This is a genomic window from Xanthomonas sp. 3793 (genome assembly GCF_024806835.1).
Lineage (GTDB): Bacteria > Pseudomonadota > Gammaproteobacteria > Xanthomonadales > Xanthomonadaceae > Xanthomonas > Xanthomonas arboricola_F.
In genome coordinates this window covers 295299-321230 of the sequence record NZ_JANTYU010000002.1, presented here as the reverse complement: position 1 = coordinate 321230, position 25932 = coordinate 295299, and the positions used below count along the sequence as shown (strand labels likewise).

25 protein-coding genes, 1 other RNA gene and 1 riboswitch are annotated in these 25932 nt (G+C 65.9%); of the genes, 17 read left to right on the top strand and 9 right to left on the bottom strand.

Annotated elements, in window-relative coordinates; all coding sequences use genetic code 11:
• The first annotated feature begins 105 nt into the window (after positions 1 to 105).
• The 6 genes from FHY18_RS07690 (at position 106) to FHY18_RS07665 (ending at position 4641) form a co-directional block, all read left to right on the top strand.
• Complete coding sequence (locus tag FHY18_RS07690) at positions 106 to 972, top strand: SPFH domain-containing protein (protein ID WP_259153216.1); 867 nt, start codon at positions 106 to 108, stop codon at positions 970 to 972.
• Positions 973 to 981: 9 nt separating this feature from the next.
• On the top strand, positions 982 to 1266 hold the full coding sequence (locus FHY18_RS07685) for a hypothetical protein (RefSeq protein ID WP_011036335.1): 285 nt from the start codon (positions 982 to 984) through the stop codon (positions 1264 to 1266).
• Positions 1263 to 1442, top strand: coding sequence for an Arc family DNA binding domain-containing protein (locus FHY18_RS07680; RefSeq protein ID WP_259153215.1), 180 nt, complete (start codon positions 1263 to 1265; stop codon positions 1440 to 1442). The genes FHY18_RS07685 and FHY18_RS07680 overlap by 4 nt, the downstream gene beginning before the upstream one ends.
• Positions 1443 to 1773: 331 nt before the next feature.
• A complete protein-coding gene (locus FHY18_RS07675; RefSeq protein WP_326521197.1) occupies positions 1774 to 2226 on the top strand; it encodes a PH domain-containing protein in 453 nt (150 codons plus the stop codon).
• Positions 2227 to 2241: 15 nt separating this feature from the next.
• On the top strand, positions 2242 to 3039 hold the full coding sequence (locus FHY18_RS07670; RefSeq protein ID WP_259153212.1) for a M15 family metallopeptidase: 798 nt from the start codon (positions 2242 to 2244) through the stop codon (positions 3037 to 3039).
• A gap of 168 nt (positions 3040 to 3207) precedes the next feature.
• Positions 3208 to 4641: an FAD-binding oxidoreductase gene (locus tag FHY18_RS07665; RefSeq protein WP_259153211.1), complete on the top strand. Its 1434-nt coding sequence runs from the start codon at positions 3208 to 3210 to the stop codon at positions 4639 to 4641.
• 106 nt (positions 4642 to 4747) lie between these two features.
• On the opposite strand, the gene FHY18_RS07660 is transcribed toward FHY18_RS07665, so the two are convergent.
• From FHY18_RS07660 to FHY18_RS07640, 5 genes are all read right to left on the bottom strand, one after another.
• Complete coding sequence (locus FHY18_RS07660) at positions 4748 to 5422, bottom strand: DNA-3-methyladenine glycosylase (RefSeq protein WP_259153210.1); 675 nt, start codon at positions 5420 to 5422, stop codon at positions 4748 to 4750.
• Between the two features lies 1 nt (position 5423).
• Positions 5424 to 5795 carry a DUF423 domain-containing protein gene (locus tag FHY18_RS07655; protein ID WP_259153209.1) on the bottom strand — a complete coding sequence of 124 codons (372 nt, stop codon included), beginning with the start codon at positions 5793 to 5795 and terminating at the stop codon, positions 5424 to 5426.
• Positions 5796 to 5890: 95 nt separating this feature from the next.
• A complete protein-coding gene (locus tag FHY18_RS07650; protein WP_046964735.1) occupies positions 5891 to 7072 on the bottom strand; it encodes an SRPBCC family protein in 1182 nt (393 codons plus the stop codon).
• Between the two features lie 419 nt (positions 7073 to 7491).
• Positions 7492 to 8133: a response regulator transcription factor gene (locus FHY18_RS07645; protein ID WP_005990002.1), complete on the bottom strand. Its 642-nt coding sequence runs from the start codon at positions 8131 to 8133 to the stop codon at positions 7492 to 7494.
• Positions 8134 to 9327 (bottom strand): sensor histidine kinase, encoded by a 1194-nt coding sequence (locus FHY18_RS07640; protein WP_046964733.1) that lies wholly within the window; start codon positions 9325 to 9327, stop codon positions 8134 to 8136.
• 240 nt (positions 9328 to 9567) lie between these two features.
• Here FHY18_RS07640 and FHY18_RS07635 point away from each other — a divergent pair, with 240 nt between their 5' ends.
• The 5 genes from FHY18_RS07635 (at position 9568) to FHY18_RS07615 (ending at position 12666) form a co-directional block, all read left to right on the top strand.
• On the top strand, positions 9568 to 10167 hold the full coding sequence (locus FHY18_RS07635; protein ID WP_259153208.1) for a GNAT family N-acetyltransferase: 600 nt from the start codon (positions 9568 to 9570) through the stop codon (positions 10165 to 10167).
• 2 nt (positions 10168 to 10169) lie between these two features.
• Positions 10170 to 10913, top strand: a complete 744-nt coding sequence (minC, locus tag FHY18_RS07630) for a septum site-determining protein MinC (RefSeq protein WP_259153207.1) — start codon at positions 10170 to 10172, stop codon at positions 10911 to 10913.
• Positions 10914 to 10949: 36 nt separating this feature from the next.
• Positions 10950 to 11759 carry a septum site-determining protein MinD gene (gene minD, locus FHY18_RS07625; protein ID WP_046964730.1) on the top strand — a complete coding sequence of 270 codons (810 nt, stop codon included), beginning with the start codon at positions 10950 to 10952 and terminating at the stop codon, positions 11757 to 11759.
• A gap of 2 nt (positions 11760 to 11761) precedes the next feature.
• Positions 11762 to 12019 (top strand): cell division topological specificity factor MinE, encoded by a 258-nt coding sequence (minE, locus tag FHY18_RS07620; RefSeq protein WP_005994583.1) that lies wholly within the window; start codon positions 11762 to 11764, stop codon positions 12017 to 12019.
• A 155-nt stretch (positions 12020 to 12174) separates the two neighbouring features.
• On the top strand, positions 12175 to 12666 hold the full coding sequence (locus tag FHY18_RS07615) for a hypothetical protein (RefSeq protein ID WP_046964729.1): 492 nt from the start codon (positions 12175 to 12177) through the stop codon (positions 12664 to 12666).
• A 112-nt stretch (positions 12667 to 12778) separates the two neighbouring features.
• Here FHY18_RS07615 and FHY18_RS07610 read toward each other — a convergent pair whose 3' ends face one another.
• Together FHY18_RS07610 and FHY18_RS07605 are read right to left on the bottom strand one after the other, a co-directional pair.
• Entirely contained in the window at positions 12779 to 14077 is a 1299-nt protein-coding gene (locus tag FHY18_RS07610) for a HAMP domain-containing sensor histidine kinase (RefSeq protein ID WP_259153204.1), read from the bottom strand.
• Entirely contained in the window at positions 14070 to 14786 is a 717-nt protein-coding gene (locus FHY18_RS07605; protein ID WP_259153203.1) for a response regulator transcription factor, read from the bottom strand. Before FHY18_RS07605 ends, FHY18_RS07610 begins: the two co-directional genes overlap by 8 nt.
• Positions 14787 to 14933: 147 nt before the next feature.
• On the opposite strand from FHY18_RS07605, the gene FHY18_RS07600 reads away from it, so the two are divergent.
• The 6 genes from FHY18_RS07600 to FHY18_RS07575 all read left to right on the top strand — a co-directional run bounded on the left by FHY18_RS07600 (position 14934) and on the right by FHY18_RS07575 (position 23551).
• The gene (locus FHY18_RS07600; RefSeq protein WP_259153202.1) at positions 14934 to 16667 is read left to right on the top strand and encodes a glycosyltransferase family 39 protein; all 1734 of its coding nucleotides are present in this window, start codon (positions 14934 to 14936) and stop codon (positions 16665 to 16667) included.
• Between the two features lie 98 nt (positions 16668 to 16765).
• Positions 16766 to 17530, top strand: a complete 765-nt coding sequence (locus tag FHY18_RS07595) for a phosphatase PAP2 family protein (RefSeq protein ID WP_259153967.1) — start codon at positions 16766 to 16768, stop codon at positions 17528 to 17530.
• The gene (locus FHY18_RS07590) at positions 17527 to 19188 is read left to right on the top strand and encodes a phosphoethanolamine transferase (RefSeq protein ID WP_259153201.1); all 1662 of its coding nucleotides are present in this window, start codon (positions 17527 to 17529) and stop codon (positions 19186 to 19188) included. The genes FHY18_RS07595 and FHY18_RS07590 overlap by 4 nt, the downstream gene beginning before the upstream one ends.
• Positions 19189 to 19323: 135 nt before the next feature.
• Complete coding sequence (locus tag FHY18_RS07585) at positions 19324 to 21342, top strand: M2 family metallopeptidase (protein WP_259153200.1); 2019 nt, start codon at positions 19324 to 19326, stop codon at positions 21340 to 21342.
• 131 nt (positions 21343 to 21473) lie between these two features.
• Positions 21474 to 23408, top strand: a complete 1935-nt coding sequence (locus FHY18_RS07580) for an XVIPCD domain-containing protein (RefSeq protein ID WP_259153199.1) — start codon at positions 21474 to 21476, stop codon at positions 23406 to 23408.
• 75 nt (positions 23409 to 23483) lie between these two features.
• Positions 23484 to 23551, top strand: a non-coding RNA gene (locus tag FHY18_RS07575) — sX9 sRNA.
• A 256-nt stretch (positions 23552 to 23807) separates the two neighbouring features.
• On the opposite strand, the gene FHY18_RS07570 is transcribed toward FHY18_RS07575, so the two are convergent.
• The gene (locus FHY18_RS07570; protein WP_259153198.1) at positions 23808 to 24212 is read right to left on the bottom strand and encodes a hypothetical protein; all 405 of its coding nucleotides are present in this window, start codon (positions 24210 to 24212) and stop codon (positions 23808 to 23810) included.
• Between the two features lie 19 nt (positions 24213 to 24231).
• The gene (locus tag FHY18_RS07565; RefSeq protein ID WP_259153197.1) at positions 24232 to 25485 is read right to left on the bottom strand and encodes a multidrug effflux MFS transporter; all 1254 of its coding nucleotides are present in this window, start codon (positions 25483 to 25485) and stop codon (positions 24232 to 24234) included.
• A 269-nt stretch (positions 25486 to 25754) separates the two neighbouring features.
• A riboswitch (glycine riboswitch) is annotated at positions 25755 to 25869 on the top strand.
• The last annotated feature ends 63 nt before the right edge of the window (positions 25870 to 25932 follow it).

The window sequence follows — 25932 nt, the reverse complement described above, 5'->3', positions numbered from 1 at the left end:
GGCGGCCATTCTAACGGGCGGGCGGCACGACCGCTGGTCGGAAACCAGTCGAATCCTGATATCAATCTGATATCTTTTATCCACACCCATCAAGGATGCCCCACCATGAAAGAGAAGTCGCTCGGCTCCGTCCCAGGCATTCCGGTGATCGCCGCGAGTGTCGTCGTGCTGCTGCTGGCAGCCGCGGCGCTGATCGCGGCCGGCATGGGGTTGCTGCCGATTCTGAGCATGCTGCCGGCCATCCTGATCGCAACCGGCAATGTGTTCGTGCTGGCCGGCCTATACACCCTGGAACCGAACCAGGCCGCAGTGCTGAGCCTGTTCGGCAAGTACGTCGGCACCGTCAAGGACCAGGGCGTGCGCTGGAACAGCCCCTTCTACGCCAAGCGCCGGGTCAGCCAGCGCGTGCGTAACTTCGAGAGCGGACGACTCAAGGTCAACGAGCTCGATGGCAGCCCGATCGAGATCGCCGCGGTGATCGTGTGGCAGGTCATGGATGCATCGGAGGCGGTCTACAACGTCGACGATTACGAAAGCTTCGTGCACATCCAGTCCGAAGCGGCGCTGCGCGCGATGGCCACCAGCTATCCCTACGACCAGCACGAAGATGGGCAGATTTCGTTGCGCAGCCATCCGGCCGAAATCAGCGAACAGCTCAAGCGGCATCTGGACGAACGCCTGACCCAGGCCGGCGTGGACGTCATCGAAGCGCGCATCAGCCACCTGGCCTACGCACCGGAAATCGCCCAGGCCATGCTGCAGCGGCAACAGGCCAATGCGGTGATCGCCGCACGCACGCGCATCGTTGCAGGCGCCGTGGGCATGGTGGAAATGGCATTGGCCGAGTTGCAGAAAAGCGGCGTCGTGCAGTTGGACGAAGAGCGCAAGGCGCATATGGTCAGCAACCTGCTCACCGTGCTGTGTTCTGATCGCGGCACCCAACCGGTGGTCAACACCGGCTCGCTCTATTGAGGTCAAGCAATGAATGTCATGGTGCCGTTGGTGGTCGCCCTGTCCGGTCTGCCCGCACTGGCGATCGCCGCCTCCATCGGTGCGGACGACGACGACCGCGCGCGCGGCCTGGGCCTGCGCTGGGCCTTGATCAGCCTGGTGATCCTGATCGGTGCCGCCTGCCTGTACTGGGCCGGCGACAACCGCGCCGGTATCTACGCAGTGGTGATCGGCATGATCATCGGCGTCAACGTCTTGATCGTCTCGATGGTCATGCACCTGCGCCGTCACAGCGGCCGCGGTGAGCGCGAGTGAGCGAAAAGAAGGCCTACCCGCTGCGCATCAGCGCCGATGTGCTGGCAGCCGTGCAGCGCTGGTCCGACGACGAACTGCGCAGCCTCAATGCGCAGATCGAATACGTGTTGCGCGATGCGCTACGCAAGGCCGGACGTTTGCCCAAGCCACGCGACGACAAGGAATCCGAGGCATGAGCGGGCGCTGGACCGGGCGTGGCGTTGCCGCATCGCGGCCCTCTATCCGAGACTTCAACGGCGATGACATCCAGGTTGTGGTTGCCGCACCACACACCTTCGACATGCTCGCTGCCAGACACCCACACATGACGGCGAGGGCTGTGTCGCCGGTGCCCGCCAGGGAAGCCAGATGACAACGCGAACAGGCCAACGCCCCGGCAACGTCGCACCGCCCACTGCACATACCGGTCACCGTCCGCCACCATACCGGCGTGACTACGCCGTCGCTACGGTCGCGCCCTGGAGGCTGGCGCTGTGGCTGTGGCTCCCGTTGCTGGCTGCCGCATGCGTGATCGTCGTGGTCCATGCGGGCAATGCCCGCGACGGGCATCCTGCCGCCCTGTACGCCCACCTAGCACTGTTGCTGACAGTTGCGGTGAGCTGCACTGCCGCGCATGCGCGACGCAGTATCCGGCTCCAGGACGAGCGCTTGATCGTGCGCTCGACACTATTCACCAGGCGGGTGCCCGTCGACCAGATCCGGCTGGACACGGCGCGCGTGATCGACCTGGCCAGGGACACTGCCTTCAAACCGGGCAGAAAGTCCTTGGGTTTTGGCTACCCGGGCTTCCAGTCCGGGTACTACCGCAGCAGGCAGGCGAGCCCGGGTTTCTATCTGATCACCCAGTCTGCCCGCGTGCTGGCCCTCCCGTTGAAGGACGGCAGCGTACTCGTGCTCAGCCCCGAACAGCCGCGCCAGCTGCTGCAGGATCTCCAGCAACTGGCCGCGCAACGCGCTTAGCCCTACCCTGTCGCAATGCGTACAACGCCGTCCCTGCTGCTCAACACCACCGCTATCGAGCTGGTACCGGCCGCCCTGCTGCGTGCGCGCGGCAATGCCGACGCCCGCGTGCTGGCGCAGGCCGACTGGCTACTGCGGCGCAAGCGCGATGGACGCTATCTGGCCGCGCAACTGCCGCACGGGCTGATGCCGCTGGTGCCGCGACTGGCAAACGAGCCCGGCCTGGACGAGGCACTGGACCGACTGCAAGACGCGACCGTTCGATGCCGCCAAGGCCACGCCGGCGTTCTTGCGATCGACGGCTTGCAGCATCGACTGACACAGCTCGGGCTTGTTGCCGATGACTATGTGCAACGCACCGGCCTGCGCCTGATCGCCGAACCGGCAACGCTGCAGTACGCCGGGCGCGATCGCTTCGGCCGGCCGCTCTGGCTCAGCGCAGGCGCCGCGCGTGCATGGAGGCAGATACGTGCGGCCGCACTGCGTGCGGACATCGTGCTCGATGCAATCTCCGGCTATCGCAGCCACGATTACCAACTTGGCATCTTCGAACGCAAGTTCGCACGCGGGCTGGCGCTGGAGCAGATTCTGGCAGTCAACGCCGCGCCCGGCTTCAGCGAACACCACAGCGGCGACGCACTCGATATCGGCACTCCTGGCGAACCCCCGGCCGAAGAATCGTTCGAAGCCACCGCTGCATTTGCCTGGCTGGGCAGTCACGCGGAGCAGTTCGGCTACCGCCTGAGTTATCCGCGCGACAATCCGCATGGCATCGTCTACGAACCCTGGCATTGGTGTTGGCACGCGCCATGAAGCCTGCCGCACTCTGTGTCATCGCGACGACAGCTCCAACGCGTGAGCGCGCGCTGCATCGCCATCACCTCCATTGCCTGCAAATCCTCTGGCCGTGGTCCGACGCACCACTCGACAGGCCGCCGCCGGCCGTCACCTGATTCCCAACCCTGCTGGAAACATCCGCTTATGGACGAGCACATCGATAGACAGCGCCGCACTGCCACCGCCGTACTCCTGGGTGCCGGCGTTGCATTGACCACGCCCGGATGCGGCAAGCGCTCCGACACATCGCTGCAGGTCACCGATATTGCCGGCATCGATCGCACCACGGTGGCACGCATCGCGCGGCCGCGCAGCGTGGACGAGGTGGTCAGCCTGCTACAGGGCAGTACCGGCACGGTATCCATCGGCGGCGCGCGCTACAGCATGGGAGGGCAAATCTCTTCGCCCTCTTCGCTGCATCTGGACCTGCGCGAGCTGGTCGGCCTGGTGCACCTGGATGTCGCTGCCCGACGCATCCGCGTGCGTAGCGGCATGCGTTGGCGCGACGTGCAGGAGCTGATCGATCCACATGACCTGGCGGTCGCGGTGATGCAGAGCTACAGCAATTTCAGCGTCGGTGGCTCGATCGGGGTCAATTGCCATGGCCGCTACCTGCATGCCGGGCCGATTGCGCACACGGTGCATGCCTTGCAGCTGGTGGACGCAGGAGGCCACATACACGAACTCGACCGCACGCGCACTCCGGCGCTGTTCGCCGCTGTCATTGGAGGCTACGGCGGGCTCGGCGTGGTCACCGAAGTGGAGTTGTCGCTGACACTCAACGACATGCTGGAGCGACGGGTGGAACCAGTGGCGCTGGACGATTACCCCGCCTTTTTCGCCGACCGCATCGCCGCCGACCCACTGGCGGTGATGCACAATGCCGACCTGACGCCGCCGCACTTTGATCGCCCCTTGGCGGTGACCTGGGTCAGCAGCGATGCCCCGCCAACCGATGCCAGGCGCCTGATTCCGCGCGACCTGGACTACTCCCGCGAACAGAATCTGATCTGGGCGGCATCGGAACTGCCGCTGGGCAAGTCGCTGCGCGAGCGCTATCAGACCGCGCCGCTGTTGCAGACGCCGGCGGTGATGCGTCGCAATTGCCAGGCCAGCCTGGATGCACGCTCGCTGGAACCGCGCACGCGGCGCATGTCCACCTATCTGCTGCAGGAATACTTCGTTCCGGTGCCTGCATTTACCGCATTCGCGCGCGAAATGGCCGCAATCCTGCGCCGCCACGATGTCAACGCACTCAATATCTCGATCCGCCACTCGCCTGCCGATACGGTGTCGCTGTTGCGCTGGGCACCGCAGCCGGTGTTTTCCTTCGTGCTTTATTACAAGCAGCGCAGCGGCAGCTCGCCTGACAAGGCAACGGTGGCCTGGACCCGGCAGTTGATCGATGCGGCGCTGGCGCATGGCGGCCGCTACTACCTACCCTACCGGTTGCATGCCAGCCAGCAGCAATTTGACGCCGCTTACCCGGAAGCCGGGTCTTTTGCGAGCCTCAAAAGTAACATCGATCCCGGGCGTCGCTTCCGCAACCACTTGTGGGACAAGTACCTGCCTAGCTGAGCAACGCCGGGAACCGGCCATTGCCGGTGCCCGGGACACCCCTGACAACTGATAACGCCCGGCCCGCTCGCGCCGGCGTGCGCGCCTGTACATCCACCCGGTGCACCTACTCCTGCGAGCGCGGGGTCGGCACTTTGGTCGCAACGCTGAAGTCGGCGATCTTCCACAGATAAAACGCGGCGTAGGTGCGGTACGGGCCCCACCGTTGCCCGCGCTCGGCAAGCTCCCTAGGCGTGGGCATATGCTCCTGTTTGTCCACGCGCTGGGCGCCCTTGCGCACGCCCAGGTCGTCGATGGGCAGCAGGTCCGGGCGGCCCAGGCGGAACATCAGCATCATTTCCACCGTCCAGCGGCCGATGCCGCGTACCGGTACCAGCGCTTCGACGATCGCATCGTCTTCCATGAAGGCGAGTTTGCGCAGCGAGGGGATTTCACCCAACGCTTCGCGCCGGGCAAGATCGCGCAGTGCCAGCGCCTTGTTGCCGGACACACCGCAGGCACGCAAGCCGGCATCGTCCACGCGCCCCAGGGTGTCGGCGTGCAGCCGGTTCGATCCGATCGCCGCCTCTACCCGCGCCACGATCGTGGACGCGGCCTTGCCGCTCAGTTGCTGGAACAGGATGGCACGCGCCAATGCGTCTACCGGGTCGAACGGTTTGCGCCAGCCCGGCTGCGGCGCGATGGGACCGATACGCTTCATCCACGCGCCCAGCACGCGGTCGCGCCGGCTCAACTGCGCGAACGCCGCCTCCACATCGAATCCGCGGACATGACGTGGCATCTCAGCGCCGCAACGCGCCGATCGCCAGCACCACCCAGCCAAGCATCAGACTGATGCCGCCGATCGGTGCCAGGCCGGTCGGCCAGTGCAGCAAGGCACCACCGACCAGGCTGCCGGCAAACAGCAACGTGCCGAGCAGCAACAGGTACAAGCCGACCCGTCCGAACGCACGTGTCTCGGTTGCACCCAGCACAACCAGCACGGCGCCATGACCGAATGCGTACAGCGACGCCAGTTGCAGCCGCGACTGCACCAGCGCGTCGGTTACGCCATGCGAGGCATAGGCCGACAACCCCACGGCGACGGCGGCCAGCAAGCCGCCAAGAAAGGCCAGCAACGAGGGATGTTTCTTGCGACGATCGAGCAAAGACATACGGGCAACTTCCTGGCAGCGCCGTGGCGCAAAAAAAAACGCGCCGCAAGACTGCGGCGCGTTTTCGTCTGGATCACATCATCGTAGTAAAGCGATTACTTGATGGCCCAGTAGACGTCGTAGGTACCGTCCTGTGTAAACGACTTGTCCACGCCGCCCTTCCACGACTCGTACGGACGCTCGGTCACGTCGTTGCCGCTGGTGGCAGCCCAGGCACGCAGCGAGCTACGCACCGCGTCCAGGCCGGCCATGTGACCTGCGTAGGTTGCAAATGCCGAACGGTGCGCCTTGGTGCGCTCGTACTTCACCGGCGCTTCGGACGGGATGTTGAGCTTGAGCTCTTCACCCGTTGCGGCAACCGGCGTCGCGTCGACCGGCGCGGCAGCAGCGGCGTCGTCCTTCTTGGCATCGGTCTTGGCGGTGTCGGTCTTGGCATCGGCCTTCGGCGCACCACCGGCACGCTTGCGGACTGGCTGCACGACGTCGAACGCGTACTTGTCGGTGGCAAAGTCGGTGGTGACGATCCGGACCGGACCAGCAGCTTCCAGGCCGTTGGCGTCCATCACGCGCTTGATCCACTCCTGGTTGTCCTTGATCGACTTCTTGATCGTCTCGTTGTCACGATCGATGTTGCCTGCGGTGACGACCAACAGGTCCTCGGCCGGCACATCGACGAGCTTGAGATCGCTCAACACCGGCTTGCCGTCCAGCTGCGCGCGGTAGTCGAAGTTCGGCACGGTGGCCAGTGCGGTGGCCAGACGCGACAGACCCAGCTTCAGGTCGTCGCCCACGTGGCGGCTGACATACAGGCCGGCATAACGACCGAACAGGTTCCAGCCGTACTTGACGCTGTAATCCTGGGTGATCTTGACGTTCTTGTTGTTCTTGCCGGTCGGAGCCAGGGTGAAATTGGTGACCTTGTCGTAGCCCTTGGTGGGATCTTCGATCGCGATCTCAACACGCTCGTTCTTGACGGTGTTTTTGATTTCCCAGCTGCCGTTGCCGATATAGCCCTCGGTGGAGCTGTATTCGACGCGTGCACCCTTGCCCTCTTCCGGGCCGGCCAGCTTCAGCTGGATCTTCGGGTCACGCAGCACAAGCGGGTTCCAATCCTTGAAACGACGGAAGCTGTTCACGGTGTCGTAAACAATCGTCATTCTGCGGTTGGTCTCAACACTCTCGGACATCTGCCGCTCCGAGGGCAACACCAAGCCCACCACGACAAACAAGCCAGCCACGATCCCCAAGGCGATCAGGAACTCGATAATACGGGTCATTCAGGAGGTCTCCGGGGCCGATCCCACGGCCGGGTTGAGTGAAGCGAAGCCACCATCCTAGCAGGCTTCGAGAAAGATGTTCAGTTGTGCGACGGGTAGCGCGGTCTTGCGGTGTCATCCAGCGCGCGCAACGCCGTTGCGAAACTGCGCAATCCCAGCCTGCGCAAGGGTTTGCGCCGATCGCGCGCAGTCATCATGCACATCGTGCGCTGCGTGCGTGTGATGCCGCATCAGTCAGAGGTACGAACGGCCGTATCGCCGTGCGCCCGGCGCGGCGCAATCGCGTCACCGGGGTCTAGGACCGCGATGCCACGTCAGGCTGCAATCTCCTTGAACGTCAGCGCATTGCGACGGCCCGGCCGTCAGACCAATTGCAACTCGAACGCCCGGCGCGCTGCGCCGGGCGGGACATCCTGCCATCAGACCAGCTGCAGCTCGAACGCCTTCAGCACCGCGCGGGTACGGTCGCGCACGCCGAGCTTGGACAGGATGTTGGACACATGATTCTTGATGGTGCCCTCGGCCACGCCCAGCGAATTGGCGATCTCCTTGTTGGAGAAGCCGCTGGCCATCAGCCGCAGGATCTCGGTCTCGCGATCGGTCAGCGGATCGGGCCGGTCCAGGCTGACGAATTCGTTACGCATGTGCTCCAGGCCCGACAGCAGGCGCTGGGTGACCGCCGGCTGCACCAGCGAGCCGCCGTCGGCCACGGTGCGGATCGCGCCGACCAGCTGTTCCAGCGAGACATCCTTGAGCAGGTAGCCCTTGGCGCCGGCCTTGAGCCCGGCCAGCACCAGCTGGTCGTCGTCGAAGGTGGTCAGGATGATGGTCGGCGGCAGGGTGCCGTTGCGCGACAGCATCTGCAGGGCTTCCAGACCGGACATCACCGGCATGCGCATGTCCATCAGCACCACATCCGGCTGGATCTGCGGAATCTGCTCCACCGCCTGCTTGCCGTCCGAGGCCTCGGCCACCACCTCGATGCCGTTATCCAGCGCCAGCAGCGAGCGGATCCCCTGGCGCACCAGGGTTTGGTCGTCGACCAGGCAGACACGGATCATCTAGAACACTCCTTGGGTAACGGCCGCAGGCATCAGTGCCGGCGCGCCTGGAACGCAGATGCGCAGGCCGAAGCCGTCGCCGCGCCGGGTTTGGATTTCCAGCTTCCCACCATACTGGCTGAGCCGCTCGCGCATGCCGCGCAGGCCGTTGCCGGGCGCCACCGCATCGGCGCCATGGCCGTCGTCGCGGGCGTCGATCAGCACGGTGTCCGCGTCGCGCCGCACCTGAATCCACAGATTGCGCGCGCCGGCGTGGCGCACCGCGTTGGTGATGATTTCCTGGGTGCAGCGCAACAGCACATGCGCCCGCTCGGGGTCGTCCAGGGTCAACGGCTGGGCGATATCCAGGTGGATGTCCAGCGAGGGAACCTGGGTCACCAGCGGGCGCAGCGCCGCCTCCAGATCGATAGCCCCGCTGTCGCGCAAATGGCTGACCGCCTCGCGCACGTCGGTGAGCAGCAGCTTGGCCAGCGTATGCGCCTGGCGCACATGCTCCTGGGCCTGGCCTTCGGTGATGTGGCCGGCCACCTCCAGGTTGAGGCTGAGCGCGGTGAGATGGTGGCCGAGCAGATCGTGCAGCTCGCGCGAGATGCGGGTGCGCTCGTTGATACGCGCGCTTTCGGCCAGGAGCGCGCGGGTGGCGCGCAGTTCGGCGTTGAGCCGGCGCTGTTCTTCGCGTGCTTCGGTCTGTTGCCGGGCGACCAGGCTGGTGACGAAGATGAACATCGAAAACCCGCCGTACAGCAGCGACTGCATCAGGGCGCCGGAGACCGGGAACCCGAGCAGCAGATGGTAGACCGGCAGCACCGCCAACTGGCTCAGCACCAGCCACACCACGCCCACACGGAGCGGCAGCAGCCAGGGGATTACCCCGGCAGCCACCATCATCAAGATACTGCCGAGGCCGGTTCGGGTGAGATAGCTGACCGCCAGCGCGCAGACCGTGAGCAGCAGCAGGATCAGCCGGTCGTACCAATGCGCATGGCCGCCGCTGCTCAAGCCGCGCGTCAGCCAGAAATAGCTGCCCCCAAAGCCGACGAAGAACGCCGACATCGTGGCCGCCTCCAGCACGCTGCGGTGATCGCCCTCTTCGGCGGGCGCCCAGTAGATGAACACCAAGGGCATGGCGATCATCGCCCAGGTGAACAGGCCGGCGAAGCGCAGGACGCGCGTATGACTGAGGTATCCCAACATGCTGGCATCTTAGGCCCAAGCGCCGGCGTTGCCCTCTTGCCGGAAGTCATGCATGCACGTGTGCGCCTGCACGCGCCTGCCGGCAAGGCCGGGTTTGCGCCTGCGCGCCGCCTTGGCGCGCTTGGCGCGAAGGCGACTTGCCCGCCGTGGTCACGCGGCGGGTCGCCGCTTCAGGCCACGCATGCAATAATCCGACGCAGATCCGATTTCGGGTCGAGAGCGTTACCCCACGGAGTCCCAATGTCGATCGTCATCCGCGACGTGCGCGAGCACGAGCTCGATTCCGTCCTGGCCCTGAACAACAATGCCGGACTGGCGATCCTGCCGCTGGATTCAAACAAGCTGCAACGCTTCTACGAGCATGCCGAATATTTCCGCGTCGCCGAGCGCGACGGCAACCTGGCCGGTTTCCTGGTCGGGTTCGGCAGTGGCAGTGCCCATGACAGCAGCAATTTCGCCTGGTTCCGGGACCGTCACCCGGAATTTTTCTATATCGACCGCATCGTGGTCGCCAGCCGCCGTCGCGGCGGCGGCGTCGGGCGGGCGTTCTATGCCGATGTACAGAGCTACACCGAGCTGCGCTACCCGCAGCTGGCCTGCGAAGTGTTCCTGGACCATGGCGCCGATGCGGCGCTGCTGTTCCATGGCAGCTTCGGCTTCCGCGAAGTGGGCCAGAACACCATGCCCGACGTGGAGGTGCGCGCGAGCATGCTGATGAAGGACATGAGCAGCTATCCGTGGGTCAAGGAGACCTATGGCGGCAAGTTGCCCGAGCACTTGCCGTGGGTCGGCCGGCCGCGGCATGCCGCCGCCACCGACAATCCATCGACGGGGGCCTGAGCGTGTCGAGTGTGAATGTGGATTTTGAACAGGCCGGCGAACTGAAGATCGGCCAGGTGGGCATCGCCAACCTGCGCGTGCGCACCCTGGATGTGCCGCGCCTGGTGCAGGAAATGCGCGAGCGCGTGACCCGGGCGCCCAAGCTGTTCGGGCGGGCGGCAGTGATCCTGGATTTCGGCGGGCTGTCGCAGGTGCCGGACGTGAGCACCGCCAAGGCGCTGCTGGATGGCCTGCGCGCTGCGGGTGTGCTGCCGGTGGCGCTGGCCTACGGCACCAGCGAGATCGACCTGCTCTCCCAGCAGCTCGGCGTGCCATTGCTGGCCAAGTTCCGCGCGCAATACGAACCGACTGCGGTCAGCCCGCCACCTGCGCCGCCGCCGGCACGCGCCGAACCCGCAGCGCCGGTCGCGCGCCCGGCGCCGGGTCGCATGCAACGCAACGCGGTGCGCTCGGGCCAGCAGCTGTATGCGGAAAACTGCGACCTGACCGTACTCAATACGGTCGGCGCCGGGGCGGAGGTCATCGCCGACGGCAGCATCCATATCTACGGTACCCTGCGTGGCCGCGCGTTGGCCGGCGCCCAGGGCAACCCTGACGCGCGCATCTTCTGCCGCGACTTCCACGCCGAACTGGTTGCCATCGCTGGCCACTACAAGGTGCTGGACGATGTTCCCATGGACCTGCGTGGCAAGGCCGTCCAGGTCTGGCTGGAGCAGGATCAGATCAAGATCGCTGCGCTGGATTGACGCAGCCCAACCACAGAAATATTTCGGAGAAATCCTTTGGCTGAAATCATCGTAGTCACCTCCGGCAAGGGCGGCGTTGGCAAGACCACCACCAGCGCGAGCCTGGCCTGCGGGCTGGCGCGGCGCGGCAAGAAGGTCGCCGTCATCGACTTCGACGTCGGTCTGCGCAACCTGGACCTGATCATGGGCTGCGAGCGGCGCGTGGTGTACGACTTCGTCAACGTCGTGCACGGCGAAGCCACGCTCAAGCAGTCGCTGATCAAGGACAAGCGCTTCGACAACCTGTACGTGCTGGCCGCCTCGCAGACCCGCGACAAGGATGCGCTGACCCAGGACGGCGTGGAGAAGGTGCTCAAGGACCTGGCCGCCGACGGCTTCGAGTACATCGTGTGCGACTCGCCGGCCGGTATCGAAAAGGGCGCGTTCCTGTCGATGTACTTCGCCGACCGCGCCGTCGTGGTGGTGAACCCGGAAGTGTCTTCGGTGCGCGACTCCGACCGCATCATCGGCCTGCTCGATTCCAAGACCCGCAAGGCCGAGGAAGGCAAGACGGTGCCGGCGTTCCTGCTGCTTACCCGCTACAGCCCGGGCCGCGTGGAAGGCGGCGAGATGCTCAGCATCACCGACGTGGAAGAAGTGCTGGGGCTCAAGGCCATCGGCGTGATTCCCGAATCCGGCGACGTGCTCAACGCTTCCAACAAGGGCGAGCCGGTGATCCTGGATGCCGAGTCCCCGGCCGGCCAGGCCTACGACGACGCGGTCGCCCGCATCATGGGCGAAGAGCGCCCGATGCGATTCACATCCGTGGAGAAGAAAGGCTTCTTCAGCAAGCTGTTCGGAGGCTAAGCATGGGCCTGCTCGATTTTCTCAAGAGCAAGAAGAACACCGCCGAGACGGCCAAGAACCGCCTGCAGATCATCATTGCGCAGGAGCGCAACCACCGCGGCGGGCCGGATTACCTGCCGCTGCTGCAGCGCGAATTGCTGGAAGTGATCAAGAAGTACGTCAACATCGACGCCGATGCGGTGCGGGTTGATCTGGTCAAGGACGGCGAGCACGACGTGCTGGATATTTCTGTCGCCCTGCCGGAAGACGGCGACAAGTAACGCGGTCGTTGCCACCAGCGTGCAGGTCATCGATGCTCGCGCGCTGTGTGGCGATGGCCGCACCATCATTACGACGGTACCGTGTTCGCACGGTACCGTTTTGGTATCTACCCCATGGCGCGCCCTGTAGCGCGCCCGACCGCGAGCGACTGCGCGTGACTTCTCATCCTGCTTCCCCATCCGATGCGTCCGCGGTGCTGTGCGTGGCCGATATCGGCCTGGACGCCCCGGCCGCCCTGCTGGGCCGGTATGGCCTGCGCCTGCATCGCGTGGACGCGGGCGCTGCGATCCCTGGCAGCTTCTGGGGCGAACCGGAGGCGGGCATCATCGGCTGCGATGTCTATGTGCGCGACGACACGCCGGTACACTCGATGCTGCACGAGGCCGGGCATCTGATCGTGCTGCCCGCCGACAAACGCGCCGCCGTGCATACCGATGCCACCGATTCGGTGGATGAGGAAGACGCCACCTGCTACCTGCAGATTCTGCTGGCCGAACAGCTGCCGGGCGTGGGCAGCGCGCGGCTGATGGCCGACATGGATGCCTGGGGCTATACCTACCGATTGGGATCCACCCGCGCCTGGTTCGAGCAGGATGCCGAGAACGCACGCAACTGGCTGAGCGAACGCGGACTGCTGCCGGCCTGAGTTGGCCGCTGGTTGCCCTGGATGGCAAGGCATGGCTTGCCTGATGCCGACCGGGATGCGCAGCGTGTGCACGGCCGCGTGGCGCACGTCGACGGGCTGCGCCTGCGCTGCGCTAGGCGTGTGTCGGCTCGATTGCTGTCGTGGCACCGCCCAGATCCAGCGTTGCGACCGTGCCCTGCCCTGCATCGGATTCCAGGCTGAGCTTCCAGCCCAGGTGTTCGCAAAGACGCCCGATCAGCTCCAGGCCGATGCCATTGCCCTGCCGTGCATCGCCGCGCGCCAGGCGCGCATAGATCGCGCTGATTTCTTCCGGCGTCATGCCGTGGCCCGGGTCGGAAATGCGCACCACGCCCGGCGCCGATAGCGCGATGCGGATGATGCCGCGGTCGCTGTTTTCGATCGCATTGCGCAGCAGATTGCCGATGGCGGTCTGCACGATGGCGACCGGCGCGGTGAGGCTGCACGGCGGCAACGGCTCGATGACAAGCTGCAGATCCTTGTCTGCGCACAGGTGCGCGTGGTCGGCGACGATATCCGGAATCAGATGGTCCAGCCGCACTGTGTCGCTGCTGCGTACCAATCGGCCGGGATCTTTCGCCAGCACCAGCAACAAGGCGATCAGTTGCTCCACCGACGCGCTGGTCTGTGCGATGCGCTGCAACTGATGGCGCACCGCCGGCGGCGTGCCGGGCTGCTCCAACGCCAGCTCCACCGCATTGCCGATCACCGCGATCGGCGTGCGCAGCTCGTGACTGGCGCTGTCGATGAAGGCGCGTTCGCGCTCGACGAACTGGCCGTTGCGCTCCAGGTAATCGTTGAGCGCATCGGCGATGACGTACAGCTCGGCGCTGCCCTGCGCCCCCACCGCAACCTGTTGCGCGCGCCGTTCCGGACGCAGCGCACCGATATCGCGGGCCAGCTCCACCAACGGGCTCACCAGTCGGGCCATGGCATAGGCGCCCATCAGCAAGGTGATGCCGATCAGGGCCACGCCGGCGGCCAACATCCAGCGGGTGAGGAATTTCTCCAGCGCTTCGAAATCGGTGATATCCAGCACCAGCGCCAGACGACCGGCCTGCGCGGTGTCGCGCACCATCACCGCACTCGGGCGGCCGTCGACGTCATGCTCATGCAGGCCGGGATGCAGCGTTCGCAATACCGGCGGTACGGCCTTGCCGCCGTCCAGGCGATACAGCCGCAAGGTGTCCGAATCCTGCCAATGGTAGCCGGGACTTTGCGCGCTGCTGTCCAGGATGCTGTCCAGTTCCGAGTTGAGCAGCGAGCGCCATACGCCATGCTCGGCGCGCTCGTGCAGGTATTGCGCGGTGCCGAACACCGCCAACGTCATCAGCAAGGTGTAGCCGAACAACCACACCATGACCCGACGTCCCAGCGGGCGCGGCTTAGCCATCGGCGCAATCGCTGCTCGTCGGTTCGCTGGCGCCTTCGAGTTCTGCCAGACGATAGCCGAGCCGCGGCAGGGTATGGATCAGCTTCTGCGCGAACGGGCCGTCCACGCTGCGACGCAGCTCGTAGATATGCGAGCGCAGCATGTCGCCATCGGGCGGGTCGTCGCCCCACAGCGATTGCTCCAGGCGCTGCCGGGTGACGGCGGCAGGGCTTGCCTGCATCAGCACTTCGAGCAACTTGCGGCAGGCCGGATACAGGTGCAGCACCTGGCCGGCGCGGGTGGCCTCCAGGGTGGACAGATCCAGACGCAGGTCGGCCACCTGCAGCAGCTTGCCGCGGCGGCGGCCGTGCGCGCGCGCAAGCAAGGCCTCGATACGCACCTCGAGCTCGGGCAGCGCGAACGGCTTGGTCAGGTAATCGTCCGCACCGGCGCGGAAGCCGGCAATCTTGTCCGGCAATTCGTCGCGTGCGGTGAGCATGATCACCGGCAGCTCGGAGTGGTGGTGCTCGCGCAGGCGGCGCAACACCTCCGGCCCGTCCATGCGCGGCATCATCCAGTCCAGCACCAGCACGTCGTACTGCTGGGTGGTGGCCAGATGCAGGCCGGTGACGCCATCGGGCGCCGCATCCAGGGTATGCCCGCGCGCTTCGAAATAGTCGAACAGGTTGGCGACCATATTGCGGTTGTCTTCGATGACCAGCAGCCGCATGGGGCGGTTTCCAGAGCGGCCCGACAGGGACGGTGTGCGCATCCTAACCGAGCCGAGCCGAACCCGACCGCTCCCGGCGGCGTTGCGCGCATTCCGACAAAATTCCGACCTGCTTGCCGGCTATGGTTCTGCCCCTTTGACCGGGGCATGCACGTGTCGCCTGCCAGCTCTGCCTCTCTCTCCCGTCGGCGCGCGCTGCTTGCCGCGTTGCTGCTGATCGTTGTCAGCCTGCTGGCCGGGCTCGGGCTGCGCCAACCCAATCCGCCGGACGAGCCGCGCTTCGTGCTGGCCGCACGCACCATGGTCGAAAGCGGGCATTGGCTGCTGCCGCACCGTGGCAGCGAGTTGTACGCGGAAAAGCCGCCGGTGTTCATGTGGCTGCAGGCGGCGAGCCACGCGCTGGTGCCGCACTGGCCGATCGCGTTCCTGCTGCCCTCGCTGCTGGCCGCGCTGGCAACGCTGTGGCTGACCTGGGACATGACGCGCCGGCTGTGGAACCGGCGCGTGGCCGGCTACGCGGTGCCGGCGTTGTTTGCGGTGCTGCAGTTCGGCCTGATGGCCAAACGCGCGCAGATCGACATGGTGCTGGTGGCGCTGACCACGCTGTCGCTGTGGGGGCTGCTGCGGCATGTGTTGCGCGGGCCGGACTGGCGCGCGTGGACTCTGGGGGTGTTTGCCGCCGGCGTCGGCACGGTGACCAAAGGCGTTGGTTTCCTGCCGCTGCTGCTGTTGCTGCCGTGGATGGCGCTGCCGCGCAGGCACTGGAGCGTGTTGCCGGCGCGTGCGCAGGCCGGGCGCAGCTGGTTGCTGGTACTGCCGGCCTTTCTGGCTGGCACTGCGGTGTGGTTGGGGCCGCTGGGCATCGCGCTGCTGCATGGCGATAACCCGCAATTGCACGCCTATGCGCACGAGTTGTTGTTCAAGCAGACCGGCACGCGCTATGCGCACGCCTGGCACCACGTCAAACCGTTCTGGTACTACCTGCAGGTGATCGCCACGCTGTGGCTGCCGGGCTGCCTGTTGCTGCCGTGGCTGCTGCCGGCATGGTGGCGCCGGCTGCGCCGCGGCGACCCGCGCTATGTGCTGCTGCTGGAGTGGAGCGTGCTGGTGCTGCTGTTCTTCAGTGCCAGCCCGGGCAAACGCGAGGTCTACATCTTCCCGATGCTGCCAGCGCTGTGCATGGTGGCGGCGCCGTTGCTGGCCGGGCTGCTGCGCCGTCGCGGTGTGCGTGCGCTGCTCACCGGCTATGTGTTGCTGCTTGCGCTCGCCGGCCTGAGCCTGGGTGGCGGCATTGCGCTGCATCTGCATTGGGCCGAAAACACTGCGCTGAAACGCGGCATGGAGCTGGCGTCGTTGCAGTCGGTGGGGTTCTGGCTGATCGGCCTTGGCATCATCGGCCTTGCCGTGGTGGCCTGGTCGCGCGGCCGGCGTGCGGGCACCGCAGTAGTGGTCATGACGGCGGCGCTGTGGATCGTGTACGGCCTTGGCTTGATGCCGGCACTGGATCCTTACAGTTCGTCCGCGCGGCTGATGCAGCGCGTTGGCCAGCGGATCGGCCCGGACGCCGAGTTGGGCATGCTGGCCTGGCGCGAGCAGAACCTGCTGCAGGCCGACCGCGCGGTGACCGACTTCGGCTTCAAGGCGAGTTGGCAGCAGCAATGGGACAAGGCAGGCCCGTGGCTTGCGCAGGCGCCGGAAAAACGCTGGCTGTTCGTGCTCAAGCAGGCTGTACCGACATGCATCGATCCGGCACAACGCATCGATATCGGCGAATCCAATCGCAATCAATGGCAACTGGTGCCGGGCACCGCGTGGCGTGCCGGTTGCACCGCCACTGCGTCCGACACCGAACAAACCGGTAGCGACGGCGATCCAGACTGAATGCTCGGTGTCGATTAACGGCTGGGCAACTCCGGTCCGACCGCTCTCCGACATCCGGGTTTCGAAGATGCCGGGCAATGACACAGGCCGACATCCCGATGAGCACGCTTCCCGTCCATGCGCCCGTCCTGGCGCACACCGCCCCCGATGTGCGGGCGCGCTTTCTTGCGCGCCATCTGTGGATGCCGCTGACGGGTGTGCTGCTGCTCAGCGCGTTGTTGATGGGTGCCGGCGGCGACCAGTGGATTGCCGATGTGCTGTACCGGCTGGAAGGCGGGCACTGGCTGCTCAAGGACCACTGGTTCACCAGCGGCGTGATTCATCGCATCGGCAGAGGGCTGAGCACGGCGGCGGGTGTCAGCGTCGTGATTCTGGCAGTGGCTGCCTGGTGCAGGCCACGCCTGGGCAAACTGCGCTGGCCGCTCACCTATCTGGCCGCATCGGTCGCCTTGTCGACCTCGCTGGTGTCGTTGCTCAAGTCGTGGACGGCGATGGATTGCCCTTGGGATTTGAGCCGGTATGGCGGCACCCAGGCAATGATCGGGCTATTCGAATCGCGCCAGGGCGTTGCCGCGTCCGGTTGTTTTCCGGCCGGCCATGCCAGTGCCGGATATGCGTGGGTTGCGCTGTATTTCTGCGCGTTGTCGCTGCGTCCTGCGTGGCGCGTCCCAGGTTTGTTGACCGGGTTGCTGGCAGGTCTCATTTTCGGCGTTGCGCAGCAGCTGCGTGGCGCGCATTTTCTCTCGCACGATGTATGGTCGTTGGCAGTGTGCTGGCTGACGGCACTGGCGTTGTACTGCGTGATGCTGGCTCGACCGCATCGCGCGTCCGATTCGATGTTGCCATCGGGGGATGCAGCATGAGCACCTGGTTACCGGAACCGCGCGGGCGCACCAATGCGCGCGTGCTGACATGGAGTACCCGGCCGACCGTATCGACCGAAGCGCTGGTATTGCTGTCGAGCCTGTTTTTCGCGCTGGTGTGCAATCAGTTGTTCTGGCGCACGGCGATGGCCACCCACCCGGGCAGTGTCGGGTTTGCGATTTCGTTGATGTCGCTGCTGGTCGCCGTGCACGCGCTGTTATTGGGTCTGCTGGTGTGGCGCTGGAACGCCAGGCCGCTGCTGACCCTGCTGCTGTTCACCACCGCGCTGGCTGCGCACTACATGGACAGCTACAACGTCTATCTGGATGCGGACATGCTGCGCAACGTGCTGCATACCGACCACAAGGAATCGCGCGAGCTGCTGACGCCGGGGCTGATCTTTCCGCTGCTGTGCTACTTCCTGATTCCCACCATACTGCTGTGGCGTACGCGCCTGCGTGCGCGCAGTGTCGGCAAGTCGCTGCTGGTACGGCTGGGATTCCTGCTGGCAGTGGCAGTGGTGGGCGCCGCCGGCACCATGTTGTCGTCGCAGGACATTTCGGCGCTGATGCGCAATCACCGCGAAGTGCGTTACCTGGCCACGCCGATCAACTACATCGTCGCATTGCGCCAGAACCTCAAGTCCGAGTCGCCGATCAAGCGCGCGCCCAAGCAGCCGATCGAACACGATGCCAGCGCAACGCCGCGCGCTGCCGGCAGCCGCCCACGCCTGTTGCTGCTGGTGCTGGGTGAGACCGCACGCGCGCAGAACTGGGGCCTCAACGGCTATGCGCGCCAGACCACGCCGGAGCTGGCGCAGGCAGGGGTGATCAATTTCCCGGACATGCATTCGTGCGGCACCAGCACCGAAGTGTCGGTGCCCTGCATGTTCTCGCCGTTCGGCCGCCGCGATTACAACGAAGACATGATCCGCGGCCACCAGTCGTTCCTGCACGTGCTTGAACATGCCGGTATTTCCACGCTGTGGCGCGACAATCAGTCCGGCTGCAAGGGCGTGTGCGAGGGGCTGGACATGCAGAAGCTGGATGACGCCACCACGCCAGGCCTGTGCGCCGACGGCCGTTGCATGGACGAAATCCTGCTGCGCGACCTGGCGGCGCAAGTGCGTGCCAGGCCCGGCGACCGCGTGGTGGTACTGCATCAACTCGGCAGCCACGGCCCCAGTTACTTCGAACGCTACCCGGAGCAGTTCGAGCGCTTCAAGCCGGTGTGCAGGACCGCCGACCTGGGCAGCTGCAGCCGCCAGGACATCGTCAACGCCTACGACAACTCCATCAGCTATACCGATCACTTCCTCAATCAGGCCATCCATACATTGCGCGGCTTGTCCGACTACGACACCGCCATGATCTATCTCTCCGATCATGGCGAATCGTTGGGCGAGAAGGGCCTGTATCTGCATGGCGTGCCGTATGCCATCGCGCCGAAGGAGCAAACCCACGTGCCGATGGTGATGTGGTTTTCGCCGGAATTCGCGCGCGACCGCGGCCTGGACGAGGCCTGCCTGCGCCACCGCGCCGGGCAATACACCGACCAGGATGCGCTGTTCCCGTCGGTGCTGGGCCTGATGCAGGTCAAGACCAGCGCGTATGCGCGCGAACGCGATGTCTTTGCGCAGTGCACGGGGAAAGGCTGAGCGTTTTGGCACCGCCAGCGGCGGGATCGGCCGCCGCTGCGCGGCAGCGGCAGCGGCACCGCTTGCCTTGAACACTGCTTGCCCTGAAGCCTCGCGCGCTCTAGCCTTCGCCGGACTTCACCGCAAGGACCACCCGTGAATCCTCGTCTGCTGTTGCTGGCACTGGCTGTCGCCGCCGGCACGTTATCGCTGTCGGCCTGCCGCAAGGACGCCGCGCCGCCGGCCACACCGGCCGCGACCAAGGCCGCGCCTGCCGAAAGCGCCGACCAATTCGTTGCGCGCATCAGCGCCGAGTACAAGGCCGCCTACCCGGAAGTCACTGCCGCGCAGTGGCTGTCCTCGACCTATATCAACGGCGACTCGCAGCTGCTGGCGGCCAAGGCCAACGAGCGTTCGCTGGCGCAGCTGGATCGCTGGATCGAACAATCCAGGCACTACGCCGGCACGCCGATGTCGGCCGACAGCGCACGCGCACTGCAGCTGCTCAAGCTGATGAGCGCCCTGCCGGCACCGCGCGACCCGGCCAAGCTTGCCGAACTCACCCGCATCGCCGCCAAGATGGAAGGCGACTACGGCGCAGGAAGCTACTGCGTGGGCGATGGCGAACAACGCCGTTGCCGCCAGCTCGGCGAGCTGGAACAGGTGCTGGCCAGCAGCCGCGACTACAACGAACAACTCGATGCCTGGCAGGGCTGGCATGACACCGCCCAGCCGATGCGCAAGGATTACCAGCGCTTTGTCGAGCTGGCCAACGAAGGTGCGCGCGGCAATGGCTTTGCCGATGTCGGGGTGATGTGGCGCAGCGGCTACGACATGCCGCCGGCACAACTGGCCAGCGAGACCGACCGGTTGTGGGAGCAGGTCAAGCCGCTGTATGCGCAGCTGCAGTGCTACGCGCGCGGCAAGCTGGATACGCAATACGGCAAGGACAAGGGCGAGCTGGCCGGCGGCCTGTTGCCCGCGCATCTGATGGGCAATATGTGGCAGCAGGACTGGAGCAATCTGTGGGATCTGCTGCAGCCCTACCCCGGCGCCGGCGATCTGGACATCACTTCTGCGCTGGAAAAACAGTACCAGGGCAACCTGAGCGCGGTGCTGGCGCGCAACACCGGTGGCGACGGCGGGACGGCCGCACGCTTCAATGCCGAGCGCGAGGCGCAACTGCGCACCGCCCGACAGATGACCGAGCGCGCGCAGGATTTCTACACGTCGCTGGGCATGCCCAAGCTGCCCGACACCTATTGGCAACGCTCGCAGTTCATCAAGCCCCTGGACCGCGATGTGGTCTGTCATGCCAGCGCATGGGACATGAACATGGGCGGCGAACCGAACCAGAACATCGGCGCAGATGTGCGTACCAAGATGTGCATCAAGCCCACCGAAGAAGACTTCACCACCATCTATCACGAGCTCGGCCACATCTATTACGACCTGGCCTACAACCCGCTGCCGCCGCTGTTCCAGAACGGCGCCAACGACGGCTTCCACGAAGCGATCGGCGACACTATCGTCTTGGCGATGACGCCCAGGTATCTGCAGTCGATCGGCATGGTCGGCGAACAGCAGGCCGGGCGCGAAGCTTTGATCAATTCGCAGATGCGCATGGCCTTGAGCAAGGTTGCCTTCCTGCCGTTCGGTTTGATGATCGACCGCTGGCGCTGGGGCGTGTTCGATGGCTCGATTCCGCCCGAGCGCTACAACCAGGCCTGGTGGGAACTGAAAGCCAAATACCAGGGCGTGGCGCCGGTGACCCCGCGCGGCGAAGAGTTCTTCGATGCCGGCGCCAAATACCACGTGCCGGGCAATACGCCGTACACGCGCTATTTTCTGGCGCATATCCTGCAGTTCCAGTTTTACAAGGGCCTGTGCGATGCGGCCGGGCAGCAAGGCCCGTTGTACGAGTGCAGCTTCTACGGCAACAAGGACGCCGGACAGAAATTCTGGTCGATGTTGCAACGTGGATCGAGCCAGCCCTGGCAGACCACGCTGAAGGAACTCACCGGCAACGAAAAACTCGACGCCGGCCCGATGCTGGAATATTTCGCACCGATGAGCGAATGGCTCAAGCAGCAAAATCAAGGCCAATTGTGCGGCTGGCAAGCCACTGCGCCTGCTGCCGCGAACAACGCGCCTGCGCCTGCCACGCTGCACTGAGGCGCCGATTTCGCTACGACATGCGACGGCCGTCGCCTCGGCCGCCGCATAACATTCCCTTGATAAACGCCTAAAACGCTGGCGATATACTGCGCGCCCGCTGCGCAGCCGCAGCATGCAGGAAGCATCCAATGAGCAATGCCTCCACCGGCCCGGACGTGCGCGATGTGGACCGCAATACGCAGTTCATCGACGATGCCAACGATCGCGCATTCGACCCGACCTACAGCAGCCCCAACAGCGAGTACGCGGCGGAGTTGGGAAGCGCCACCGTTTCGGTCAACCCGGCAGAGCAGTCGGTCAAGTATGCGCAGACCAGCGAGCAGGGCAATGGCAGCCTGACGCAGCCGCTGGGCGAGACCAGCCTGCGCCACGGCGGCTCGCTGAGTGCAGGCGTTCTCAGCGATGCCGATGCCAAGACCACCACCTTCAGCCTCGAGGCCGACGCGCAGACCGGCCTGCAGCAAAGCCTGCAGTCCAAGCTTGGCGACAGCAAGCTGAGCATCGAGGCCGGCGCCAGTGCCGGGCAGCGCATGCGCTACGCACTGACGCTGCCCGGTGTCGACCAGCCGCTGGAGGCCGCCAGACAGGTCAATCCACTGCAGCCGGAAAGCCTTCCGATCGGCGCACGCGCGGTGATGGATACCCAGACCTTCGTACAGCGCGAATCCTCGGCGAGCCTGCGATCGCTGACCGCGCAGAGCCAGATCACCGAAGCCAGCGGCCGCAGCTACATGATCGAGCGCGTCGACGAGCGCCATGTGCGCGTGGTGACCGGGCCGAACGCGGCCATCGAGGCGGTGAATGCGCTTGGCGTCAAGGCCGGACCGGCGCAGGCACTGCTCGGGCGCGCCGACTCCCTGGGCCAGTCGCAGGTGCACAGCGCGCAGTTCGACCTGGCCGATCCGCGCGCACGCGCGGCCATGGGCCAATTCGTGCGCGAGGGCAGGCTTGCACCGGGCGTGCCCGGCGTCGATGAGATGCAGACGCTGGAGCGGATCAATTTCAGCTCGCAGCAGCGTCTGCAGCTGGAACTGGGCCCGCTCAGCGCCGATGTCGCCGGCAACCGCAACCAAGGCAGCCAGGTACGCATCAGCACGCCGGGCCAGGATGGCTACACCCTGGTGCAACAGCTGCAATACGGCGACAACGTGCCGCTGACGATCGTGCGCCAGTACGACGGCAATCAGACCGAACGCGTGGACCAGCGCAGCTACCGTTTCCAGATCGATGGCGATGTGGCCGCGCCGGGCCTGTTGCAGCGCCTGGGCGGGCGCAACGAGGCCAGCGAGGAAAAGGCGATCGCGCAGACCCTCAACAGCGCGTTGAACGGCGAGATGACGGGCACCGGCGCGATCGCACCAGGACAGAAGACCACGCTGGAATTCAACGAGGTGCAGATGCAGGCGCTGCTGGAGCAGACCCGCGCCAGCGTCGACGCCAGCAGGATCGGCGGCAGCTCCCTGACCTCGCTGGTCGGCGATCGCAACGCCCCGGCGCAGTCGCCCGAGCAGTTTGCGATCGCGATGGCCCGCAACGTGGGTGGATCGCCTTATGCGTTCGCCGAGCGGTTGCAGCGCATCGCCGACGGCGCCGACGGCACGTACGACGGCCAGCTGCAGCGTATCGATGCCACCGTCCTGCCGCGACCGACCGAGGCCGCCCCGGCGCTCCCGGACCCGCGCGATGCAACGCACCCGGATCATGCCCTGCTGCAGCAATGCACTGCGGCCGTGGGGCGCCTGCAAGCGGCACCGGGCCCGGCAGCCGGGATGGACAGCGAACGCCTGGCCCTGGGGTCGGTGGTGGCCGCACGCGAGAATGGCTTGCAGCGGGTCGATCACGTGCTGCTCGGCAACGATCCTGCACGTGGCTTCGTGGTGCAGGGAGCACTCGACTCGCCTGCGCATCTGCGGGGCAGCTTCGATGCCAAGGCCGTGCAGGAGGAGCCCGTCGCAGCCAGCCTGCAACGCCTGCAGGCGCTGGAAACCGGCACGCAGCGCGATGCCGCGGCGCAGGCGCAGGTGTCGCAGCAGGAAACGCAGCGGCAGGCACAGGCGCGCTGAGACGGCGCACCTGTGCGCAGCCAACGAACCCGCGGTGCTCACCGCCAGACGGGCACGGCCGGTGTTCGGCGCGGCATGGACCCACTCGTACACGCCGGCTCCTCCGCGCCCACCTGACGACTGCTCGCCACGTCGTGCCAGCCGCGCTCAGTCGCACCGACTTTGCAGATCGAAAGAGCTCGATCGCAAGTGTGGCCAACCGGCGGTGTTGGCCCAGCGTACCGGGTCGGGGACGCTGATCGGCTGGCGCGCCGGTGACGCTGCGCCACGCATCTGCAGCGCAGCGCCTACCCGCCAAAGCCGGGCCGACCTGCTACAGGCCCGCAGGCACGGCAGCCCGATTGATCCATCCACAACGCCACGTCCCCCGGGCCGGCGAAGGCACGCCGCGGGGGCGACTCAGTTGAGCTTCGCGCCGCCCTGCAAGCGTTCGCTCAACCTGGCCTTGAACTGCTCGAACTCCATGCCACCGGCCTGGGCCTCCGCATGCGCGGCATCCTTGAGCGCGTCCGAATAGGTCAGGCGCACGGGGGTGCCCTGGCGCTCGTGCAGTTCGGCGGCGCGCATGATCAGCGTCAACACCTGCGCGGCGCTGGTGCTCTCGCCAGCGATGCGGCCGTCCATGCCCAGCACCCATTCGCCGTCGCGACGGACGATGCCGGCCAGCAGCGTGCGTTGCTGGTCGCGCAGTTCGGCATGCGCCTCGATCGGCGATTCGGCCGTGGCCTTGGCGGCGACCTGGTTGCGCTGGCGCTCGGCGGCACGCTTGCGGGCATCGCGGCGCAACTTGGAATCGGTGGACATGCGGGCTCCTGTGTAGGGGTCAAAGATGGTCGGCCGGCTCCAGCGGCACTGCCTCGGTGGCCTGGCGGTGCCGCAGACGGCGGCCGCTGCGGCGCTCCCAGCGCCAGAATAGCCAGCCCAGCAGGAAAAAACCGGTCATGCCGATCGCCAGATGCCGCGGGTGTTCACTCAGCAGCGGCGACAGCACCCCGGCCACCACCGTATTGGTCATGAGCTGGGTAAAGGCCTGCAGCGACGAGGCCAGGCCGCGCTGCTGCGGGTACATGTCCAGCACCGCCAGCGCCAGGATCGGGAAGATCAACGCCATGCCGACCCCGGCCAGGAAGATCGGCAGCACCGCCCACGGCAGCGCGATCTGCGCCGCCGCCATGGTGTAGCCCAGGTTGGCCAGCGCCGCCACGCCGCAGCAGATGAAGCCGATGCGGATCTGCCGCACCGGGTTCATCTGGCCGGCCATGCGCCCTGACAAAAACGAACCCAGCGTCATTCCGCCGATGGTGGGAATGAACAACCAGGCAAAGTCGCCTTCGCCCAGATGCAGGTGCTGCATGATCAGCACCGGCGCGGAGGCGATGTACAGGAAGATGCCGGCGAAATTGAACGCACCGGCCGCCGCCAGGCGCTGGAAGCGCGGGTTGAAGCCGATCCGTACGTAGTCGTGCAGCAAGCGCTTGAGCTGCAGCGGCGTGCGCGCCTCCACCGGGTGGGTCTCCGGCAGCCAGGTCATGGTCGCGATGAGCAGTACCAGTCCAAACACCACCAGAAACCAGAAAATCAGCGGCCAGCCAGCGCCGCTGAGCAGGATCCAGCCGCCGATGATCGGCGCGATCGCCGGCGCGATGCCGAAGATCATCGAGACCTGGCTCATCAGCCGCTGCGCATCCGGGCCATGGAACAGGTCGCGGATCACTGCCCGCCCGACGATCATCCCCACGCCGGCCGACAGGCCTTGCAGCGCGCGGAATGCCAGCAGCGTGGGCAGATCCTGCGACAGGGCGCAGCCGATCGAGCCGGCGATGAACAGCACCAGCCCGCCCAGGATCACCCGCTTGCGGCCCCAAGCATCGGACAGCGGCCCGTGCGCGATGCTCATCACCCCGTAGGCCAGCAGGTAGATGCTGATGGTCTGCTGGATCGCCACCTGGTCCACCGCCAGGCTGCGGCTGAGCCGCGAGAACGCCGGGAAGATGGTGTCGATGGAAAACGGACCGAACATCGCCAGCCCGGCGAGCAGCAGCGCCATGCGACGGGTGGAAGGCGTGGTGGGGGTCATGCAGGGATCCGAAACGTGGTGCATCGGGGGACGCACGCCGGCGCTGGCCTGGGGCCAGTGTCGGGATGGGCACAAGGGCGTCGATGATAGGCGCTCGCCGTTGCAAGGTTAAGCGAACGCAAGTGCGGCAGCCTGCGCAGGCCTGGCCCGCTGGATGCGCCGGCGGCATGCACCCACGCTATAATCGCCCCGGCAACACGGTGGGAGAAGCGGCACTGCCGCTGCCGAAGGCGCAACAGCCCGTAATCGCTCAGGCCCGATACCATCCGCAGTACAACTCTGGAGAGACCGGCCGATGCCGGCGCCGAAGGGGCACGGAACGCAGGCAGGCCCAGCGCCATGCCGCATTCTTAAACTCTCAGGCAAAAGGACAGAGGGGCGCGAGGAAGACTGTCGCTGCGACAGGAGGTGATGCGCTGCGCGCGTCACCCCGGTTCGGTGGCTGTC

Excerpts from the sequence above, each read along its gene's own strand:
- FHY18_RS07610 (WP_259153204.1), bottom strand. The coding sequence starts at position 14,077 with ATGGCTAAGCCGCGCCCGCTGGGACGTCGGGTCATGGTGTGGTTGTTC.
- FHY18_RS07640 (WP_046964733.1), bottom strand. The coding sequence starts at position 9,327 with ATGTTGGGATACCTCAGTCATACGCGCGTCCTGCGCTTCGCCGGCCTG.
- FHY18_RS07600 (WP_259153202.1), top strand. The coding sequence starts at position 14,934 with ATGCACGTGTCGCCTGCCAGCTCTGCCTCTCTCTCCCGTCGGCGCGCG.
- FHY18_RS07665 (WP_259153211.1), top strand. The coding sequence starts at position 3,208 with ATGGACGAGCACATCGATAGACAGCGCCGCACTGCCACCGCCGTACTC.
- FHY18_RS07605 (WP_259153203.1), bottom strand. The coding sequence starts at position 14,786 with ATGCGGCTGCTGGTCATCGAAGACAACCGCAATATGGTCGCCAACCTG.
- minE (WP_005994583.1), top strand. The coding sequence starts at position 11,762 with ATGGGCCTGCTCGATTTTCTCAAGAGCAAGAAGAACACCGCCGAGACG.
- FHY18_RS07690 (WP_259153216.1), top strand. The coding sequence starts at position 106 with ATGAAAGAGAAGTCGCTCGGCTCCGTCCCAGGCATTCCGGTGATCGCC.
- FHY18_RS07580 (WP_259153199.1), top strand. The coding sequence starts at position 21,474 with ATGAGCAATGCCTCCACCGGCCCGGACGTGCGCGATGTGGACCGCAAT.
- FHY18_RS07670 (WP_259153212.1), top strand. The coding sequence starts at position 2,242 with ATGCGTACAACGCCGTCCCTGCTGCTCAACACCACCGCTATCGAGCTG.
- FHY18_RS07595 (WP_259153967.1), top strand. The coding sequence starts at position 16,766 with ATGAGCACGCTTCCCGTCCATGCGCCCGTCCTGGCGCACACCGCCCCC.
- FHY18_RS07570 (WP_259153198.1), bottom strand. The coding sequence starts at position 24,212 with ATGTCCACCGATTCCAAGTTGCGCCGCGATGCCCGCAAGCGTGCCGCC.
- FHY18_RS07685 (WP_011036335.1), top strand. The coding sequence starts at position 982 with ATGAATGTCATGGTGCCGTTGGTGGTCGCCCTGTCCGGTCTGCCCGCA.
- FHY18_RS07655 (WP_259153209.1), bottom strand. The coding sequence starts at position 5,795 with ATGTCTTTGCTCGATCGTCGCAAGAAACATCCCTCGTTGCTGGCCTTT.
- FHY18_RS07660 (WP_259153210.1), bottom strand. The coding sequence starts at position 5,422 with ATGCCACGTCATGTCCGCGGATTCGATGTGGAGGCGGCGTTCGCGCAG.
- FHY18_RS07590 (WP_259153201.1), top strand. The coding sequence starts at position 17,527 with ATGAGCACCTGGTTACCGGAACCGCGCGGGCGCACCAATGCGCGCGTG.
- FHY18_RS07645 (WP_005990002.1), bottom strand. The coding sequence starts at position 8,133 with ATGATCCGTGTCTGCCTGGTCGACGACCAAACCCTGGTGCGCCAGGGG.
- FHY18_RS07565 (WP_259153197.1), bottom strand. The coding sequence starts at position 25,485 with ATGACCCCCACCACGCCTTCCACCCGTCGCATGGCGCTGCTGCTCGCC.
- FHY18_RS07635 (WP_259153208.1), top strand. The coding sequence starts at position 9,568 with ATGTCGATCGTCATCCGCGACGTGCGCGAGCACGAGCTCGATTCCGTC.
- FHY18_RS07650 (WP_046964735.1), bottom strand. The coding sequence starts at position 7,072 with ATGACCCGTATTATCGAGTTCCTGATCGCCTTGGGGATCGTGGCTGGC.